The organism is Pantoea sp. X-Soil-YNGN-775 (genome assembly GCF_059730575.1).
The window spans coordinates 791,145-808,851 of record NZ_AP035945.1 but is presented as its reverse complement, the minus strand read 5'-3'; the positions used below and the strand labels follow the sequence as shown (position 1 = coordinate 808,851).

The following is a 17,707-nucleotide window of genomic DNA, read 5'->3' as shown; positions in this document are numbered from 1 at the left end:
GCGTTTTCCTAACACATCCCTCGAATGTTCGCGTTCCCGCGATTACAGACGTGAGAAATCATTGAAAAGTGCAAGCCCCATTAACAGCACCAGTAAAATCGAACCGATGCGATAACTAAAGTCCTGAACTCGCTCGGACACCGGTCCCCCCTTGATCTTTTCGATCGCCAGGAAGAGCAAGTGCCCACCATCTAAAACCGGCAGAGGGAACAGATTGATGATGCCCAGGTTGACGCTAATCAACGCCAGAAACATCAGGTAGTAAATCAATCCATACTCTGCTGACAATCCTGCACCCTGCGCAATCGATATTGGCCCGCTCAGGTTGTTCAGCTTTACATCACCGGTTATTAACTTGCCCAGCATAGAGACGGTGAGCTTCATCAGTTGCCAGGTTTTTACACTGGCCTCGCCGATAGCCGCAAACGCGCCATACTGTCTTACCGTTTTATACTCTTCTGGCAGAGGAACAATTCGTGGGATAACTCCCGCAAATCCTTCCGCTTTATTGCCAGGTTTCGCTTCCGGCGTCATCGTCAGCGCGATTGAGTCACCGCCACGATCCACCTCAAGCGCCATGCTTTTGCCCGGGTTGTCCCGGACCTGGGCGACAAACGCCTGCCACTGCGATAATGGCTGACCATCGACTTTAACGATCCTGTCGCCTGCTTGCAAACCGGCTTCACTGGCGGGTGAATTCGCCTGAACTTCGGCCAGCGTGGTTTCTATCTGCGGACCGCGCGGACGAATTCCCAGTGCCACCACCGGATCCTGCTTATCAGGCTCAAACTGCCACTGACGCAAATCCAGCTGCTTCTGCTGCGTGGCATCTTCGCCGAAACGCGCCACGGTTAAGGTGGCATTGCTGTCGCCGATTTTGCCGACCAGCGCCATTCGCACAGCATCCCAGTCAGGCGTTTCGATACCATCGACCGCCTTAAGTTCCATGCCGGGCGTAATTTGCGCTTCCGCAGCTACCGAACCGTTTAAAATTTCGCCAATTACCGGACGTACGCCAGGTACGCCGTGAACGAACACAACCCAGTAGGCAAAGATGGCGAAAAGGAAGTTGGCGACAGGCCCGGCCGCAATAATCGCGGCGCGCTGCCAGATAGCTTTGTTGTTGAACGCCTGATGACGCAACTCGGCCGGTACGCTCTCAACCCGTTCGTCGAGCATTTTGACGTAGCCGCCGAGCGGGATCAGCGCGATAACAAATTCGGTACCGTGACGGTCGCGGCGTTGCCAGAGTGACTTACCGAAACCGATGGAGAAGCGCTCGACTTTGACGCCGCAGCGACGAGCGACCCAGAAGTGGCCAAACTCATGTACGGTAATCAGCACGCCCAGCGCGACGATAAAGGCGACAAAACTCCAGAGAATACTCAACATCGTTGCCTGTCCTTAAAGGGTGCGGAACACCAGCAGCAATAAACAGGCAAACACCGGCACCGCCGCAGTCAGACTATCGATGCGATCCAGAATGCCGCCGTGACCGGGGATCAGATGACCGCTGTCTTTAATGCCCGCTTCACGTTTGAACATGCTCTCGGTCAGGTCGCCCAGCACCGAGGCCAGGGTGGCGATAATGGCGCAGATCACCAGCGTGCCTGTTGAGACTGTCAGCGGGGCCAGCGAAGCGAACAGCAGCGCAATCAGCGCCGACGAGACCAGACCGCCGAGGAAACCTTCCCAGGTCTTGCCCGGTGAAACGCGCGGTGCCAGCTTGTGCTTGCCAAACATTTTGCCAAACATATATGCACCGGAATCCGCGCCCCACACCAGCAGCATCACGAACAGTAACCACCAGGCGCCGGCAAAATGATCGGTGTCGTAATGATACTGACGCAGCGCCATCATGCCCCAGAAGAAAGGCACCAGCGTTAACACGCCAAACAGTAATCGGAGCGGACGCGAATGGCGCCAGAACGAGGCTGACGCCGGATAAGAGAGCACCAACAGCAGCGCAACGACCCACCACACCAGCGACGCCCAAAGCGATGTCGCGACCTGCGGCAGATGCACATCATGTTGATAGGGTGGCAGGGTGAACAACATCAGCGCCAGCAGCAGCCCACAGAGCACGGCCAGCCAGATGCGTTGTTGACGGGACGCCATACCGGCCAGTTGCCCCCATTCCCAGGCAGCCAGCATGCAGATGACGATAGTTGTAATTGCAAAACCAACCGGCGGTAACCAGAACAGAGCAGCAATTACCAGCGGAATTAATATCAACGCGGTAATCAGACGAGACTTCAGCAAAGGTTACCCCCAGATTGCTCAGGCGCCGCCTGGTGCAGCGCCGCCAAAACGACGCTCCCGCAGAGAGAATGCATTCAGTGCACCTTCAAAAACGTGTTCATCGAAATCCGGCCAGAGCACATCGGTAAAATAGAATTCAGCATAGGCAATTTGCCACAGCAGGAAGTTGCTAATCCGATGCTCTCCCCCGGTCCTTATCACTAAATCCACTGGCGCCAGCTCCTGCATGCAGAGCTGCGACGTCAGGCTCTCTTCGGTAATCTGGTCAGGACGCAGTAAACCTTCCTGCACCTGTTCTGCCAGTTTTTTCACGCCTTCGATGATATCCCAACGGCCGCCATAATTAGCAGCGATGTTGAGCGTCAGGCCATCATTATTTTCAGTCAGCGCCTCAGAACGGCGAATCCGCTCCTGAATACGCGGACTGAACCGGCTGGTATCGCCGATGATGCGTAAACGAACATTGTGCTTGTGCAGACTCTTCACTTCACTGTCGAGTGCCCAGACAAACAGCTCCATTAATGCGGTCACTTCCTGCGCCGGACGGCTCCAGTTTTCGCTACTGAAGGCGTACAGCGTCAGGGCCTCAAGATTGTTACTGACGGCAAAGCTGACAGCGCGGCGTACCGATTTCACGCCCGCTTTATGGCCGGAAATACGCAGTTTTCCCTGATTTTTGGCCCAGCGACCGTTGCCATCCATGATGATAGCGACATGGCGCGGACCGGTTCCCTGCTGGTCATCAGTGTTGTTGTGATTGTTAGACGACATAACGCGTACTCTATTCCTTTCATCAGAAATGCTGTGGTTTCTGAATACATTGCGCCCGATCTAAATCCCGGCATCTTGTGCCAGGCTACACCGAATCCGGTGACAGACCGTGAAACGCGAGCCAGCGACTATACCATTTTCACCTGAAGCGAACAAATGGCCTCATAATGATCGGCTTCACGACGTGAAGCGCGACAACATTTCTGTCGCCAGCGCGCGTGCAGTGCGATCGATTTCAAGGACAGCGTCCACCGAATCCGGTTCCGGACACGCCTGCGCCGCCAGCACAGCGCTGTTTAGCGCGGCGATGTCGGTAAAGCGAATCTGGTGATTCAGGAAAGCCGCAACGGCAACCTCGTTGGCAGCATTGAGCGTGGTGGTCGCCGCCTGCCCTGCTTCGCAAGCGTCAATCGCCAGCTTCAGACAGGGATAGCGACCAAAATCAGGTTCTGCAAACGTCAGCGCCGACATGCGGGTGAAATCCAGCGGCGTTACGCCAGCGTGAATACGCGCCGGCCAGGCCATGCTGTGGGCAATCGGCGTACGCATATCAGGAGAACCCAACTGAGCCAGCACGCTGCCATCGCAGTATCGCACCATGGAGTGAATCACCGATTGTGGGTGCAGTATCACTTCCATCTGCGCTGCGCTGGCATTAAACAGCCAACGGGCTTCAATGTACTCAAGACCTTTATTCATCATGGTGGCCGAATCAACGGAGATTTTTCGTCCCATTGACCAGTTCGGATGTGCACAGGCCTGATCCGGCGACATGGCGCTGAGATCCGCTAAATCTGTGTCACGAAAAGGACCACCTGATCCCGTAAGGATAATCGACTCAATGCCGTTATCCCGCAGGTCAGCGTAACCTAACTGATGCTGGATGGTAGCCGGTAAACTCTGAAAAATGGCGTTATGCTCACTGTCGACCGGCAGTAAACGGGCATTATGATGACGCACCGCCTCCATAAACAAACGGCCGCAGGTGACAAGCGATTCTTTATTCGCCAGCAGCACGGTTTTGCCGGCGCGGATCGCCGCCAGCGTCGGCAGCAAACCTGACGCCCCGACAATCGCCGCCATCACCTGATCAACCTCATCCAGCGCCGCCAGCTCGCAGGCTGCCTGAACGCCGGACAGCACTTCAGTGTTTACCTTGAGTGCTCTCAGTCGCTCACGCAGGGCCGTGGCAGAGGCATCGTCGGCCATTGCGGCATAGCGCGGCTGGAAAGTGGCACACTGTTCGGCCATCAGCGCCACGTTGTGACCGGCAACCAGCGCGGTAACCTGGTAAAGCTCGGGATTGGCGCGAACCACCGCCAGGGTACTGGTGCCGATTGACCCGGTTGAGCCCAGCAGAGTTAATCGCTTCATGATGCTATCCATGTGAAGTCAACAGACGTGCCCGCAGACACAATGTAAAACGCCGCCAGATGTCGCATTCATACGAATACCTCTCTGTACGGCGTTTTTTCCGGCAGTGATGGGATTAGAAATCCATCAGCTCCGTCTCTTTTTCTGACAGTGCAGCATCAACTTTCTTGATGTGTGCATCGGTCATTTTCTGAATTTCATCCTGCGCACGACGCTCGTCGTCTTCGCTGATCTCTTTATCTTTCAGCAGCGCTTTGATTTTATCGTTGGCATCGCGACGGACGTTACGTACCGACACGCGGCCCTGCTCGGCTTCGCCGCGCACGATTTTGATCAGATCTTTACGACGCTCTTCCGTCAGCGCAGGCAGCGGAACACGAATATCCGTACCGGCTGAACTTGGGTTCAGGCCCAGATCGGACGTCATGATCGCCTTTTCGACTGCCGGACCGAGTGAGCGATCAAACACGTTGATTTTCAACGTGCGTGAATCTTCCACGGTCACGGAAGCAAGCTGACGCAGTGGCGTTGGCGTGCCGTAATATTCGACGACGATGCCGTCGAGCAGCGAAGGTGAAGCACGACCGGTGCGCACTTTGCTGATGGTGGTTTTGAATGCTTCGACGCATTTATCCATGCGCGTATCAGCATCTTTTTTGATGTCGTTAATCACGTTGAAACCCTTGGATTCGGTTTGACCTGGCCAGTTCCGGCATAACCGGAAGCGGGATCGATAATCATCGATAATCCTGACTGGTGCGCGATGCGTTATCATCGCGCTGACAGAATATACCTTATTTTATCTCGCCTCGGGTATTAATGCGTAATCAGAGTGCCTTCTTTTTCACCCATCACTACACGACGCAGTGCGCCAGGCTTATTCATGTTGAACACGCGGATCGGCAGTTTGTGGTCACGCGCCAGGGTAAAGGCCGCGAGATCCATCACTTTCAGCTCCTGATCCAGCACTTCGGCGTAGGTCAGTTGTTCATACAGCGTCGCGTCCGGGGTTTTCACCGGATCGGCAGAGTACACGCCATCAACCTTGGTCGCTTTCAGCACCACGTCGGCTTCAATCTCAATGCCGCGCAGACAGGCAGCAGAGTCAGTGGTGAAGAACGGGTTACCGGTACCGGCGGAGAAAATCACCACGCGGTTATTGCGCAGCAGGCTAATCGCTTCCGCCCAGCTGTAGTTGTCACAGACGCCATTCAATGGAATCGCCGACATCAGGCGCGCGTTCACATAGGCGCGGTGCAGTGCATCACGCATCGCCAGACCGTTCATCACGGTGGCCAGCATACCCATGTGGTCACCCACTACGCGGTTCATTCCCGCCTGCGCCAGGCCTGCGCCACGGAACAGGTTCCCCCCGCCAATCACAACGCCAACCTGGATGCCCAATTCAACCAGCTCTTTTACCTCTTGTGCCATACGGTCAAGCACACTCGCGTCGATACCAAAACCTTCAGCGCCTTGCAGTGCTTCGCCGCTCAGTTTTAGCAGGATACGTTGATAAACAGGTTTTGCGTTGGTCGCCATGGTCAGTTCTTCCTGGAAGATAGGGTGATAAGGAGAAGTAAAATCTGATCGATCATCCGCTTACCGCAATGAAATTGCTATTGGGATGAAACTGAAAACGTGTCTGTTGCGGTTCACAGACAAAAAAGAACCGCCTTCTGGCGGTTCTTTCAGAGCATTAAGACTGTTTGGACATGGCTGCAACTTCTGCAGCAAAGTCAGACTCAACTTTCTCGATGCCTTCACCCACTTCGAAGCGGATAAAGTTGATGACGTCAGCGCCCTGCTCTTTCAGAGCCTGGCCAACGGTTTTGCTTGGGTCGATAACGAAAGCCTGACCGGTCAGAGAGACTTCGCCGGTGAATTTCTTCATACGGCCTTCAACCATCTTCTCTGCAATCTCTTTCGGCTTGCCAGACTGCATCGCGATGTCCAGCTGAACCTGGTACTCTTTCTCTACCACGTCTGCAGACACGTCTTCTGGCTTAACGAATTCAGGCTTGCTCGCCGCAACGTGCATCGCGATCTGTTTGATCAGATCTTCGCTTGCGCCGGTGGTTGAAACCAGCACGCCGATACGTGCGCCGTGCAGGTAGCTGCCCAGCTCTGCGCCTTCCAGGATAGCAACGCGGCGGATGTTGATGTTCTCACCGATTTTAGCCACCAGCGCAACGCGCTCTTCTTCGAACTGCGCTTTCAGCACTTCAACGTCAGTGATGCGATCCGCTGCTGCTGCATCCAGAACTTTGTCTGCGAATGCCTGGAAACCACCATCTTTTGCGACGAAGTCAGTCTGGCAGTTCACTTCCAGAATCACACCGTAGTCACCAACGATTTTGGTTTTGATTACGCCATCAGCAGCAACGTTGCCTGCTTTTTTCGCTGCTTTGATTGCGCCAGACTTACGCATGTTCTCAATCGCCAGCTCAATGTCGCCGTTCGCTTCAGTCAGCGCTTTTTTGCAGTCCATCATGCCCGCGCCAGTACGTTCGCGCAGTTCTTTTACCAATGCAGCGGTAATGTCAGCCATTCCAGAATCCTCGGTTCGTGCCTGTGTACGTTTGCACCAGCAGACACTTATTTGCGGAAAATTTACTCTGTCCCGCCGTCCCGAAGGGAGCGTGACAGACTTAGATAAAATAAAGGGGCCAGTATAGGCCCCTTACAGATCACATCTGAATGCTAAGGGCTCTTATGCAGAGCAAACCTTATTAAGCGTTTTCTAAAGACGCTTCTTCAGCTTGCTCAGCCAGGTCCTGAGAGCGGCCTTCGCGAACGGTGGTCGCAACGGCGGTCAGGTACAGGTTTACAGCACGGATCGCATCGTCGTTACCTGGGATAACGAAATCAACGCCATCTGGATCAGAGTTGGTATCAACGATAGCAAATACCGGGATACCCAGGTTGTTTGCTTCTTTGATTGCGATGTGTTCGTGGTCAGCATCGACAACAAACAGTGCGTCTGGCAGACCGCCCATATCTTTGATACCGCCCAGGCTGTTTTCCAGCTTGGCCAGCTCACGCGCACGCATCAGCGCTTCTTTTTTGGTCAGTTTGTCGAAAGTACCATCCTGAGACTGAGTCTCCAGATCTTTCAGACGTTTGATTGACTGACGCACGGTTTTCCAGTTAGTCAGCATGCCACCCAACCAGCGGTGGTTTACGAAGAACTGGTCGCAGCTCAGTGCAGACTCTTTTACCGCTTCAGCAGCAGCGCGCTTAGTACCTACGATCAGGATCTTACCTTTACGGGAAGCGATCTTGTTCAGTTCAGCCAGAGCTTCGTTGAACATAGGAACAGTTTTTTCCAGGTTGATGATGTGAACCTTGTTACGAGCACCAAAGATGAATGGCTTCATTTTTGGGTTCCAGTAACGGGTCTGGTGACCGAAGTGAACACCAGCCTGGAGCATGTCGCGCATGGAAACAGTTGCCATGATAACCTCTAAAGTTTGATTGGGGTTGGGCCTCCATGTATCCCATACGACCGACCTTTTTCAAGGCACCCCGGCGTATGTGTCGATACATGTGTGTTTTAGTACACATAATGAGAGTTATGCGTTTCCTGCTGACCGAAACGGCCATACAGAGAATCGTCGGCGCGCTTTATACCACAATCAGCCCAGGGACGCCAATAAATGATCGCTGACCGCGGCCAGCGTGTTCTCGATTTGGCAGCCCATTTGCTGACTGCTAACATGACAGCACAAAGTTCATTATTGTCGAAAATTTCGACAAATGCGGATTAATTTAATGGCAATTTCAATTAAAACCCCTGAAGAAATCGAAAAAATGCGCGTCGCTGGTCGTCTGGCGGCCGAAGTACTGGAGATGATCGAGCCTCACGTTCAGCCGGGCGTCACCACCGGTGAGCTGGATCGCATCTGCCATGACTACATCACACAGCATCAACAGGCGATTTCGGCCTGTCTGGGCTATCACGGCTTTCCGAAATCGGTCTGCATTTCGGTCAATGAAGTGGTGTGCCACGGCATTCCCAGCGATGACCGCCAGTTAAAAGACGGCGACATTATCAATATTGATGTCACCGTGATTAAAGACGACTACCACGGCGACACCTCTAAGATGTTTATCGTTGGCAAGCCGACCATTCAGGGCGAACGCCTGTGCCGCGTCACCCAGGAGAGTCTCTATCTCTCATTGCGTCTGATTAAGCCCGGCATCCGCCTGCGTGAGCTGGGCCGCGCGATTCAGAAATATGTCGAAGCGAATGACTTCTCGGTGGTGCGTGAGTATTGCGGTCACGGCATCGGCAAGGGCTTCCACGAAGAGCCACAGGTGCTGCATTATGATGCGGATGATGGCGGCGTGGTGCTGCAGGCAGGCATGACGTTTACGGTGGAACCGATGGTGAATGCGGGCGATTACCGCATCCGCACTATGAAAGATGGCTGGACGGTAAAAACCAAAGATCGCAGCTTGTCCGCGCAGTATGAGCATACTATTGTGGTGACGGAAAACGGCTGTGAGATCTTAACCCTGCGCAAAGATGACACTCTGCCTGCGGTGCTGGTTGCTGAAGGGTAATCCCCCCACTACAGAATCAAGCCGGCGCTAAGCCGGCTTTTTTTTGGCTGAAGAAGAGAAAAGCTGCATGAGCGTGAGCCTGTCGGAAGAGGTACAAAACGGTCTGATCGATTCCCCGGCCGAATGGGATGACGATCAGCTCACCCGCGATATTCTGAAACAGCGACTGGAGCAGTTTCAGCACTATCTGTCTGCTGCTTTCGACGCCGGTGAAGCCGTCGAGCCGCTGATTGATGCCCGCACGCTGTTTATCGATCGCCTGCTGCGCCGCCTGTGGCGCTTTTTCGGCTTTGATCAGCTGAGCGCCATCGCGCTGGTGGCGGTTGGCGGCTATGGCCGTGCCGAGCTGCATCCGCTTTCAGACATAGACGTGCTGATCCTCAGCCGTCAGCCGCTGGATGAACAGACCGCACAGCGCACCAGCGAACTGCTGACCCTGATGTGGGACCTGAAGCTGGAAGTCGGCCACAGCGTGCGCACGCTGGAGGAGTGTCTGCTGGAGGGCTTATCGGATCTGACGGTAGCCACCAATCTGATTGAGTCGCGGATGCTGACCGGTGACGTGGCGCTGTTCCTTGAACTGCAGAAAAACGTTTTCAGCGACGGATTCTGGCCTTCGTCGTGCTTTTTCGCCGCCAAAATCGAAGAGCAGCAGGAGCGCCATAAGCGCTATCACGGCACCAGCTACAACCTTGAGCCAGACATTAAAAGCAGCCCCGGCGGCCTGCGCGATATTCATACCCTGCAATGGGTGGCGCGTCGTCATTTTGGCGCCACCACCCTCGATGAGATGGTCGGCTTCGGTTTCCTCACCGACGTGGAGCGCAGCGAGCTGAACGAGTGCCAGGAATTTCTCTGGCGGATTCGTTTTGCATTGCACCTTTCGCTGCCACGCTACGACAACCGGCTGCTGTTTGATCGCCAGCTCAGCGTGGCACAACGTCTTAATTATCAGGGCGAAGGCAACGAGCCGGTCGAGCGGATGATGAAAGACTTTTACCGGGTGACGCGCCGGATTGGCGAGTTGAACCAGATGCTGCTCCAGCTGTTCGATGAAGCGATCCTGGCGCTGCCTACCAGCGAGAAGCCCTGCCCGATCGACGATCATTTCCAGCTGCGTGGCGATCTGATTGACCTGCGCGATGAAACGCTGTTTGAGCGCGAGCCGCAGGCAATCCTGCGCATGTTCTACGTCATGGTGCGCAACGACAGCATTAAAGGTATCTACTCCACCACCCTGCGCCATCTGCGCCATGCGCGCCGCCATCTGAAACAGCCGCTGTGTCAGATACCGGAAGCGCGCCGCACCTTTATGTCTATTCTGCGTCATCCTGGCGCCGTCAGCCGGGCGCTGGTGCCGATGCACCGCCACAGCGTGCTGTGGGCTTACACCCCGCTGTGGGGCCATATTGTCGGCCAGATGCAGTTTGACCTGTTCCACGCCTACACCGTTGATGAGCACACCATTCGTGTGCTGCAGAAGCTGGAAAGCTTCTCCAGCGAATCCACCCGCTCGCAGCATCCGCTGTGCGTTGAACTCTGGCCGCGCCTGCCGCAGCAGGAGCTGTTGCTGATGGCCGCGCTGCTGCACGATATCGCTAAAGGGCGCGGTGGCGATCACTCGATTCTTGGTGCCCAGGACGCGCTCGACTTTGCTGAAATGCACGGCCTGAACTCGCGTGAAACGCAGCTGGTCGCCTGGCTGGTGCGCCATCATCTGCTGATGTCGGTCACCGCGCAGCGCCGCGATATTCAGGACCCGACGGTGATCCAGCAGTTCGCTGAGGTGATGCAGAATGAAAATCGCCTGCGCTATCTGGTCTGCCTCACGGTGGCGGATATCTGCGCCACCAACGAAAGCCTGTGGAACAGCTGGAAGCAGAGCCTGTTGCGCGAACTGTTTTTCGCCACCGAGAAACAGCTGCGACGCGGCATGGAGAACAGCCCGGACCTGCGCGAGCGGGTGCGTCACCATCGTCTGCAGGCGCTGGCGCTGCTGCGGATGGACAATATTGATGAAGAGCGGCTGCATCAGATCTGGAACCGCTGCCGCGCCGATTATTTCCTGCGGCATACGCCGAATCAGATCGCCTGGCATGCCCGTCATCTGATGGGGCACGATCTGAAAAAACCGCTGGTGCTGGTCAGCCCGCAGGCCACGCGCGGCGGAACTGAAATCTTTATCTGGAGCCCGGATCGACCGCACCTGTTTGCCGCCGTAGCGGGCGAGCTGGATCGGCGTAATCTCAGCGTGCACGATGCGCAAATTTTTACCAGCCGCGACGGCATGGCGATGGATACGTTTATCGTGCTGGAGCCCGATGGCAGCCCGCTGGCACCGGACCGCCATCCAATGATTATTCAGGCGCTGGAGCAGGCGATTACCCAGTCAGACTGGGTGCCGCCGCGAACCCGTCGTCCGTCGGCCAGGCTGAAGCACTTCAGCGTCGATACCGAAGTCAATTTTCTGCCAACCCATACCGACCGCCGCAGCTACCTCGAGCTGGTGGCCCTTGATCAGCCCGGCCTGCTGGCGCGGGTAGGCGAAGTGTTTGCCGATCTCGGCGTCTCGCTGCACGGCGCGCGCATCAGCACCATCGGCGAGCGGGTCGAGGATTTGTTTATTCTCGCCAACAGTGAACGTCAGGCGCTGGATGAAGAAATGCGTAAAGCGTTGCAACAACGGTTGACAGAAGCCCTTAATCCAAACGATAAAGTGTGACCAAAGTCGATTTGTGAACCTTAAACTTTTTACGTGTGTCGGGTGATTGCCCGGCACTGCACATGACAGATCAGGAAAAAAATATGCAACAGTTACAGAGCGTTATTGAATCTGCCTTCGAACGTCGTGCTGACATCACCCCAGCCAGCGTTGACAGTGAAACCCGCGATGCCATCAACCAGGTTATCTCTCTGCTGGACAGCGGTGCTCTGCGCGTTTCCGAAAAGATCGACGGCGAGTGGGTAACGCATCAGTGGCTGAAGAAAGCGGTACTGCTCTCTTTCCGCATCAACGACAACCAGGTGATGGAAGGTGCTGAAACCCGTTTTTATGACAAAGTGCCGATGAAATTTGCTGGCTGGGATGAAGCGCGTTTCAAAGAGGCCGGTTTCCGCGTGGTGCCGCCAGCGGCTGTGCGTCAGGGTGCCTATATCGCCCGTAACACGGTGTTGATGCCGTCTTACGTTAACATTGGCGCTTTCGTAGATGAAGGCACCATGGTGGATACCTGGGCAACAGTTGGCTCCTGTGCGCAGATTGGTAAAAACGTTCACCTCTCCGGCGGCGTAGGCATCGGCGGCGTGCTGGAACCGCTGCAGGCCAACCCGACCATCATCGAAGATAACTGCTTCATTGGCGCACGCTCTGAAATCGTCGAAGGCGTGATTGTTGAAGAAGGCTCAGTGATCTCAATGGGCGTTTACATCGGTCAGAGCACCAAAATCTATGACCGTGAGACCGGCGAAGTGCATTACGGCCGCGTGCCAGCCGGTTCGGTAGTGGTCTCAGGTAACCTGCCGTCTAAAGATGGCAGCTACAGCCTCTACTGTGCGGTGATCGTGAAGAAAGTCGATGCGAAAACGCTCGGTAAAACAGGTATCAACGAACTGCTGCGCACCATCGACTGATTTAAGTGACGGGCTGGAAACCGGCCCGTCATCTTTTCTTTACACTTCCCCGCCAGTATCCTGTTTTGCACCGCGAATTAACGGGTGCGTTTATTTTTTATTCAGGTCATAATCCGCGCCAGTTAAATCCCGTCGCGCAATGTTCATCCTGCTTATTTATGTCTACAGTTGTCAGACGTCATGAACAAGACTGCGCGCTTCTCACCTTTTGATGGAAACAACGCTATGTATGACAATCTGAAAAGCTTAGGTATCAGTAATCCGGATGATATTGATCGTTACAGCCTGCGTCAGGAAGCCAATAACGATATTCTGAAGATCTACTTCCGCAAAGATAAAGGCGAGTTTTTCGCGAAAAGCGTGAAATTCAAATACCCGCGTCAGCGTAAAACAGTGGTGGCCGATCACGCTACCCAGGGCTACAAAGAAGTACAGGAAATCAGCCCGAATCTGCGTTACGTGATTGACGAGCTGGACCAGATTTGCCAGCGCGACCAGGTTGAAGTGGATCTGAAACGTAAAATTCTTGATGATCTGCGCCATCTGGAAAGCGTCGTGTCACACAAGATTACCGAAATCGAATCTGACCTCGAAAAACTGACCCGCAACGGTCGTTAATCTGCTGTCAGTGTCGAAAAGGCCAGCGCTGCTGGCCTTTTTTATGCCGCCAGTATGGCCCCGATCATCCCTGCTCATCCAGCTGCAGCGCCACATAAAGCAGCAGCCGATCGTCAAAGTGACCGAGGTTCAGCCCGGTTAGCTCCGAAATCCGGTTCAGCCGATACTCCAGCGTATTACGATGAATAAACAGCGCACGTGCGGTCGCGCTCGGCTGCACATTATGGGTGAACCAGGCGATCAGCGTTCGCCGCAGCAAGCCGTTATTATCCATGCTCTTGAGTTTCGCCAGTGGCCGCGCCAGTTCATTGGCCTGCCAGCCGCCCCGCAGACTGTCGAGCAGCACCGGCAGCACCAGATCCTGATAAAAATAGCTGCGCACCTCAGGCATGCGCTGTTTGCCCACCATCATGGTGGTGCGGGCGGTACGATAGGAACGCGCAATACTGCCGGGGCCGGTGAAAAAGTTTCCCAGCGCAATCCGCATCCGTAAATGGCCGCTCTCCTTCATGCGTTGTAACAGCTGCTCGACCCGACGACGATGATCCTCCTGATCGTAACGGCCGTGTCCATTCAGCGCCGGCTTCAGCACCACCATTTCGGTTAGCGAAACAATGGCGATCAGGTTGTCCCGTTCCGGCGTAACCAACAACGTTTGCAGCTGCTGCAGCTCTGACATTGCACTATCGACCCCCAGCTGGCCGCTATCAACCTCCACTACGGCTACTACCCGTGGCTGATTAAGATCGATGCCGAGCCGCTGCGCCCATTCGGTCAGCTGCGGCGACAGGGTATCGCTGCGAATCAGGTTCAGCACCAGCTCTTCACGCAGTCGGCTGTCCTGCGCCAGCATATGCAGCAGTCGCGCCTGCTCCAGCATCATCTCGGCGGTCATACAGACCAGCTCCCCATAATGCCGCAGCGCCAGCGGCTCACCGGTCAGGCCGATTACCCCGACGATATCGCCGTCTATCCGCAGCGGCAGATTAATGCCGGGTCGTACCCCGTGCAGATGTTTCGCCACCGCTTCATCAATGTCCACCACCCGACCCTGAGAGAGCACCAGCAGTGCGCCTTCGTGCAATTCCCCAATGCGCTCGCGGTCGCCGCTGCCAATAATCCGGCCGCGCGCATCCATCACGTTGACATTGCTGTCAATAATTTTCATGGTGCGCGCCACGATATCCTGCGCCAGCCGGGCATCAAGATGATAGGTAGCCATCCATTACTCCTGAAAAAGAGGGGAAGAGATAGAATACGCATGCAGAGCGAGCAGAACATTGTGCAATTGCACAGAGCCAGGTGGGCATTTAGTAAATTTGCGGCCAGCATCACACTCTTACCGACGCGGATTGAAGCAATAAAAAAGGCGGACCGAAGTCCGCCTGATAGCCATAGCTTGCCGCTTACTGCATCAGCAGGTAGATGCTGCTGTCGCCGCGCTTGACGTTGAGCGCCAGCACCGACGGTTTGGCATCAAGGATCTTACGCAGTTCGCCGAGGTTGGTCACCGGCTGCTGGTTCACGCCCTGAATCACGTCGCCTTTTTTCAGGCCGATACGGGCGGCAGCGCTGCCCGCTTTGACGTTATCCACCCGAACCCCTTTATCACCGGTGTCGCTATTGCTGAGATCGGCCCCTTCAATGCCGGTGTAGATGGTGGCCGACTGGACTTTCGCCTGGCTGCTCTGCTGCAGCTGAACCGACACATCCAGCGGTTTGCCATCACGCAGCAGACCCAGTTTCAGGGTGGTGCCAATCGGCAGTGAACCGACTTCAGCACGCAGCGCAGCAAAACTGTTCAGTGGCTTGCCGTTCATCGAGACCACCACATCGCCGGCTTTGATACCGGCTTTCGCCGCCGCCGAACCAGGCAGTACCTGGCTGACAAAGGCCCCGCGCTGCGCATCAACCTTCATCGCTTTCGCCAGCTCAGAGTTAAGCTCGGTGCCTATCACACCCAGTTCACCGCGTTTAACCTGACCAAACTCCACCATCTGCGCCGTCAGGTTTTTCACCATGTTGCTCGGAATAGCAAAGCCGATACCGATGTTGCCGCCATCCGGTGCCAGAATCGCGGTGTTAATGCCGATCAGTTCGCCGTTAAGGTTAACCAGCGCGCCGCCGGAGTTACCCCGGTTAATCGCCGCATCGGTCTGGATAAAGTTCTCGTAGTTTTCCACATTCAGACCGCTACGGCCCAGCGCGGAAACGATACCTGAGGTCACCGTTTCACCCAGGCCATACGGGTTACCGATCGCCACGGTGTAGTCACCGACCCGCAGATTGTCAGAGTCGGCCAGTTTCACCGCCGTGAGGTTTTTTGCGTCCTGCAGCTGAATCAACGCAATGTCGGAGCTGGGATCTTTACCGATCACTTTGGCGTCATAGCGGCGGCCATCGCTCAGCTGGACCTGAATTTTGGTGGCGTTATTCACTACGTGGTTGTTGGTTACCACATAGCCTTTTTCAGCATTGATCACCACGCCAGATCCCAATGCGCGGAATTTTTCCTGTTGGGTATTCGGCACCGGGGCACCGCCATCAGAGCCGTCGCCGCTCTGGCACATCGGTGAACTCTGGAACGGTGAGCCGTCCTGACAGAAAGGCGAGTTATCGCCAAAGAACTGCTGGAACTGCTGTGGCATGCGCGGCGTTTTCACCGTGGTGGTGCCTTCAACGCTGATACTCACCACTGACGGCATCACCTTCTCCAGCATCGGTGCCAGGCTCGGCAGTTGCTGACTATCAGAAGAGGCGGTTTGCGCAGCGGAAACCGTGACGGGCGCCAGGGCCATACTCAGGCTCAGGGCCAGCGCACTTAGCATTAAACTCTTTTTTTTCATTTTTGGTTTCTCTTGAGGATAACTGTTCAGACCATTGCTGTGGTCGGTGTTGAGATAAATGTTTTAGCGCGAAGTTCCTTTTAAAGTTTCAAGCAAAGGTAAAAATTTATTCGCGCTCTTTACAATTGATGATTATTCGACAGCCATCAGCCGCCGGTACTCATCCCAGGCATAGAGATCGGTCATCCCGCTAATATAATCCTGAATCAGACGAAAACGATAATATCGCTCCCACAGCAGGCGCTCATATTTATGCTCCACTACCAGGGTGCGCATTTTATGCAGATAAGCTTTACGATGCTTGCCGGAAAGTTTATGAAAAAGCCGGGTTTCAATCGGATGGTGCCGCAGAAAGTCTTCATTTATCAGCGTAGTAAACGATTCATAATTGAGCAGCATTAGCGGCTGATAAATTTCCAGTAATCCCTTAATAACCCGATATCCCTGTAATTCCAGCTGTTCCACTTCGGAATGATTAAATACCTGCTGGCGCGCCACCGTTTTGAACAACTGCAATAAACGTCCCTCTTCGCCGTCATCTTCCAGTAAGGCATGATTGAAATTACCGGCAAAGATGGCGGGCAGATTATCAACAAAACGCTTCACTGCATAGGTCACCAGCACGCTCTGAACATTTACGCGTAATGACATAAAGAATTGATCGCTGCGGCTGCGGCGCTTTTTACTGCAGGCTTCACGCCAGGCTTCGCCGATGGTGCGGCTGAAGGCGTCATTATTTTTTACCGGCCCCCAGGCTTTATTGAGAAACTCATACAAACTCTCAACATTAAATATATCTTTTTCTACAGCGTCGTCCAAATCGGCAATGCAATAGGAGATATCGTCGGCGGCTTCCATTATATAAGTCAGCGGAAAGCGATGGTGCTCTGCCATATTGGTTGCGGCGCGCAGGTCACTAATATAGTCCTGCTCGGAGAGATAAAAGCCGGGCTTTTTCATTAACACGCTGAATTCGGCGGGCTTCTCGCCTTGCCACCAGGCGGGGGCGGTATATTTGAGAATGCAGGCAACCTGCGAGTAGCTGAGGTTGAGTTGCAGCAGCGTATGGACCATGCGAATCGCCTGCGCATTGCCTTCAAAATGGCACAAATCCTGTCGAATCATCGCGTTTAGCTGGTCGAAGGCGCGGCGTTGCGTCTCGCCTTCTACCCCGGCCACCAGCGGATCAACCAGTTCAGCCGGCAGATTATCTTCAAACCAGTCGTTGATCGCCGCCTCACCAAAATGCCCGAACGGGGGATTGCCGACGTCGTGCATCAGACAGGCCATCTCAATCAGGCTCTCAAACGCGCCTTCCAGTTCGTCCAGTCCATATTGCGCCAGCCCGCCCTGCATTTTCAGGGTCTGCAGGATCTCCTTGGTGATATAGCGTCCGGTCTGCTGCACCTCCAGCGAATGCGTCAGCCTTGAACGCACCGCGGCATTGCGCTCCAGCGGAAACACCTGGGTTTTTTGCTGCAATCGGCGAATCGCTGCGGAGTTAATAATCCGTCCGCGATCGCTCTCGAAGTGGCGGGTAATGTAATATTCCCCTTCCGGATCTTTTCGGCTGGTATAAGGGCGCGAGAAGCTGATCTTCTTCCTGAAATTGATCGCTGACATTCATTACCCCTTAT

At 54.8% G+C, this 17,707-nt stretch carries 15 protein-coding genes; 4 read left to right on the top strand and 11 right to left on the bottom strand.

The genetic code is table 11. The annotated features are described in order from the left end of the window. Nucleotides 1–42 precede the first annotated feature (42 nt). From rseP to rpsB, 8 genes are all read right to left on the bottom strand, one after another. Nucleotides 43–1,392 carry a sigma E protease regulator RseP gene (rseP, locus tag AC6I8I_RS03590; protein WP_312056759.1) on the bottom strand — a complete coding sequence of 450 codons (1,350 nt, stop codon included), beginning with the start codon at nucleotides 1,390–1,392 and terminating at the stop codon, nucleotides 43–45. Nucleotides 1,393–1,404: 12 nt separating this feature from the next. Continuing rightward, entirely contained in the window at nucleotides 1,405–2,262 is an 858-nt protein-coding gene (cdsA, locus tag AC6I8I_RS03585; protein WP_312056758.1) for a phosphatidate cytidylyltransferase, read from the bottom strand. An 18-nt stretch (nucleotides 2,263–2,280) separates the two neighbouring features. Continuing rightward, nucleotides 2,281–3,033, bottom strand: coding sequence for a (2E,6E)-farnesyl-diphosphate-specific ditrans,polycis-undecaprenyl-diphosphate synthase (gene ispU, locus AC6I8I_RS03580; protein ID WP_312056756.1), 753 nt, complete (start codon nucleotides 3,031–3,033; stop codon nucleotides 2,281–2,283). A 177-nt stretch (nucleotides 3,034–3,210) separates the two neighbouring features. Further along, entirely contained in the window at nucleotides 3,211–4,407 is a 1,197-nt protein-coding gene (ispC, locus tag AC6I8I_RS03575; RefSeq protein ID WP_312056755.1) for a 1-deoxy-D-xylulose-5-phosphate reductoisomerase, read from the bottom strand. A gap of 115 nt (nucleotides 4,408–4,522) precedes the next feature. Beyond that, nucleotides 4,523–5,080, bottom strand: coding sequence for a ribosome recycling factor (gene frr, locus AC6I8I_RS03570; RefSeq protein WP_031375279.1), 558 nt, complete (start codon nucleotides 5,078–5,080; stop codon nucleotides 4,523–4,525). A gap of 143 nt (nucleotides 5,081–5,223) precedes the next feature. Further along, nucleotides 5,224–5,949 (bottom strand): UMP kinase, encoded by a 726-nt coding sequence (pyrH, locus tag AC6I8I_RS03565; RefSeq protein WP_031375278.1) that lies wholly within the window; start codon nucleotides 5,947–5,949, stop codon nucleotides 5,224–5,226. Nucleotides 5,950–6,106: 157 nt separating this feature from the next. After that, nucleotides 6,107–6,958 carry a translation elongation factor Ts gene (gene tsf / locus AC6I8I_RS03560; protein WP_031375277.1) on the bottom strand — a complete coding sequence of 284 codons (852 nt, stop codon included), beginning with the start codon at nucleotides 6,956–6,958 and terminating at the stop codon, nucleotides 6,107–6,109. Nucleotides 6,959–7,139: 181 nt separating this feature from the next. After that, nucleotides 7,140–7,865: a 30S ribosomal protein S2 gene (gene rpsB, locus AC6I8I_RS03555; protein ID WP_031375276.1), complete on the bottom strand. Its 726-nt coding sequence runs from the start codon at nucleotides 7,863–7,865 to the stop codon at nucleotides 7,140–7,142. A 316-nt stretch (nucleotides 7,866–8,181) separates the two neighbouring features. Between rpsB and map the strand changes: the two genes are divergently transcribed. The 4 genes from map to AC6I8I_RS03535 all read left to right on the top strand — a co-directional run bounded on the left by map (nucleotide 8,182) and on the right by AC6I8I_RS03535 (nucleotide 13,224). After that, a complete protein-coding gene (gene map, locus AC6I8I_RS03550) occupies nucleotides 8,182–8,976 on the top strand; it encodes a type I methionyl aminopeptidase (protein WP_312056752.1) in 795 nt (264 codons plus the stop codon). A 67-nt stretch (nucleotides 8,977–9,043) separates the two neighbouring features. Then, nucleotides 9,044–11,698 carry a bifunctional uridylyltransferase/uridylyl-removing protein GlnD gene (gene glnD, locus AC6I8I_RS03545; RefSeq protein ID WP_497828333.1) on the top strand — a complete coding sequence of 885 codons (2,655 nt, stop codon included), beginning with the start codon at nucleotides 9,044–9,046 and terminating at the stop codon, nucleotides 11,696–11,698. Between the two features lie 83 nt (nucleotides 11,699–11,781). After that, the gene (gene dapD, locus AC6I8I_RS03540; protein ID WP_031375273.1) at nucleotides 11,782–12,606 is read left to right on the top strand and encodes a 2,3,4,5-tetrahydropyridine-2,6-dicarboxylate N-succinyltransferase; all 825 of its coding nucleotides are present in this window, start codon (nucleotides 11,782–11,784) and stop codon (nucleotides 12,604–12,606) included. Between the two features lie 225 nt (nucleotides 12,607–12,831). After that, nucleotides 12,832–13,224 carry a DUF3461 family protein gene (locus tag AC6I8I_RS03535; RefSeq protein ID WP_010254085.1) on the top strand — a complete coding sequence of 131 codons (393 nt, stop codon included), beginning with the start codon at nucleotides 12,832–12,834 and terminating at the stop codon, nucleotides 13,222–13,224. 64 nt (nucleotides 13,225–13,288) lie between these two features. On the opposite strand, the gene AC6I8I_RS03530 is transcribed toward AC6I8I_RS03535, so the two are convergent. From AC6I8I_RS03530 to dgt, 3 genes are all read right to left on the bottom strand, one after another. Then, nucleotides 13,289–14,446 carry a CdaR family transcriptional regulator gene (locus AC6I8I_RS03530; protein ID WP_312056748.1) on the bottom strand — a complete coding sequence of 386 codons (1,158 nt, stop codon included), beginning with the start codon at nucleotides 14,444–14,446 and terminating at the stop codon, nucleotides 13,289–13,291. 184 nt (nucleotides 14,447–14,630) lie between these two features. Continuing rightward, entirely contained in the window at nucleotides 14,631–16,070 is a 1,440-nt protein-coding gene (gene degP, locus AC6I8I_RS03525; protein WP_312056746.1) for a serine endoprotease DegP, read from the bottom strand. A gap of 132 nt (nucleotides 16,071–16,202) precedes the next feature. Continuing rightward, nucleotides 16,203–17,693: a dGTPase gene (gene dgt / locus AC6I8I_RS03520; RefSeq protein ID WP_312056745.1), complete on the bottom strand. Its 1,491-nt coding sequence runs from the start codon at nucleotides 17,691–17,693 to the stop codon at nucleotides 16,203–16,205. Between the last annotated feature and the right edge of the window lie 14 nt (nucleotides 17,694–17,707).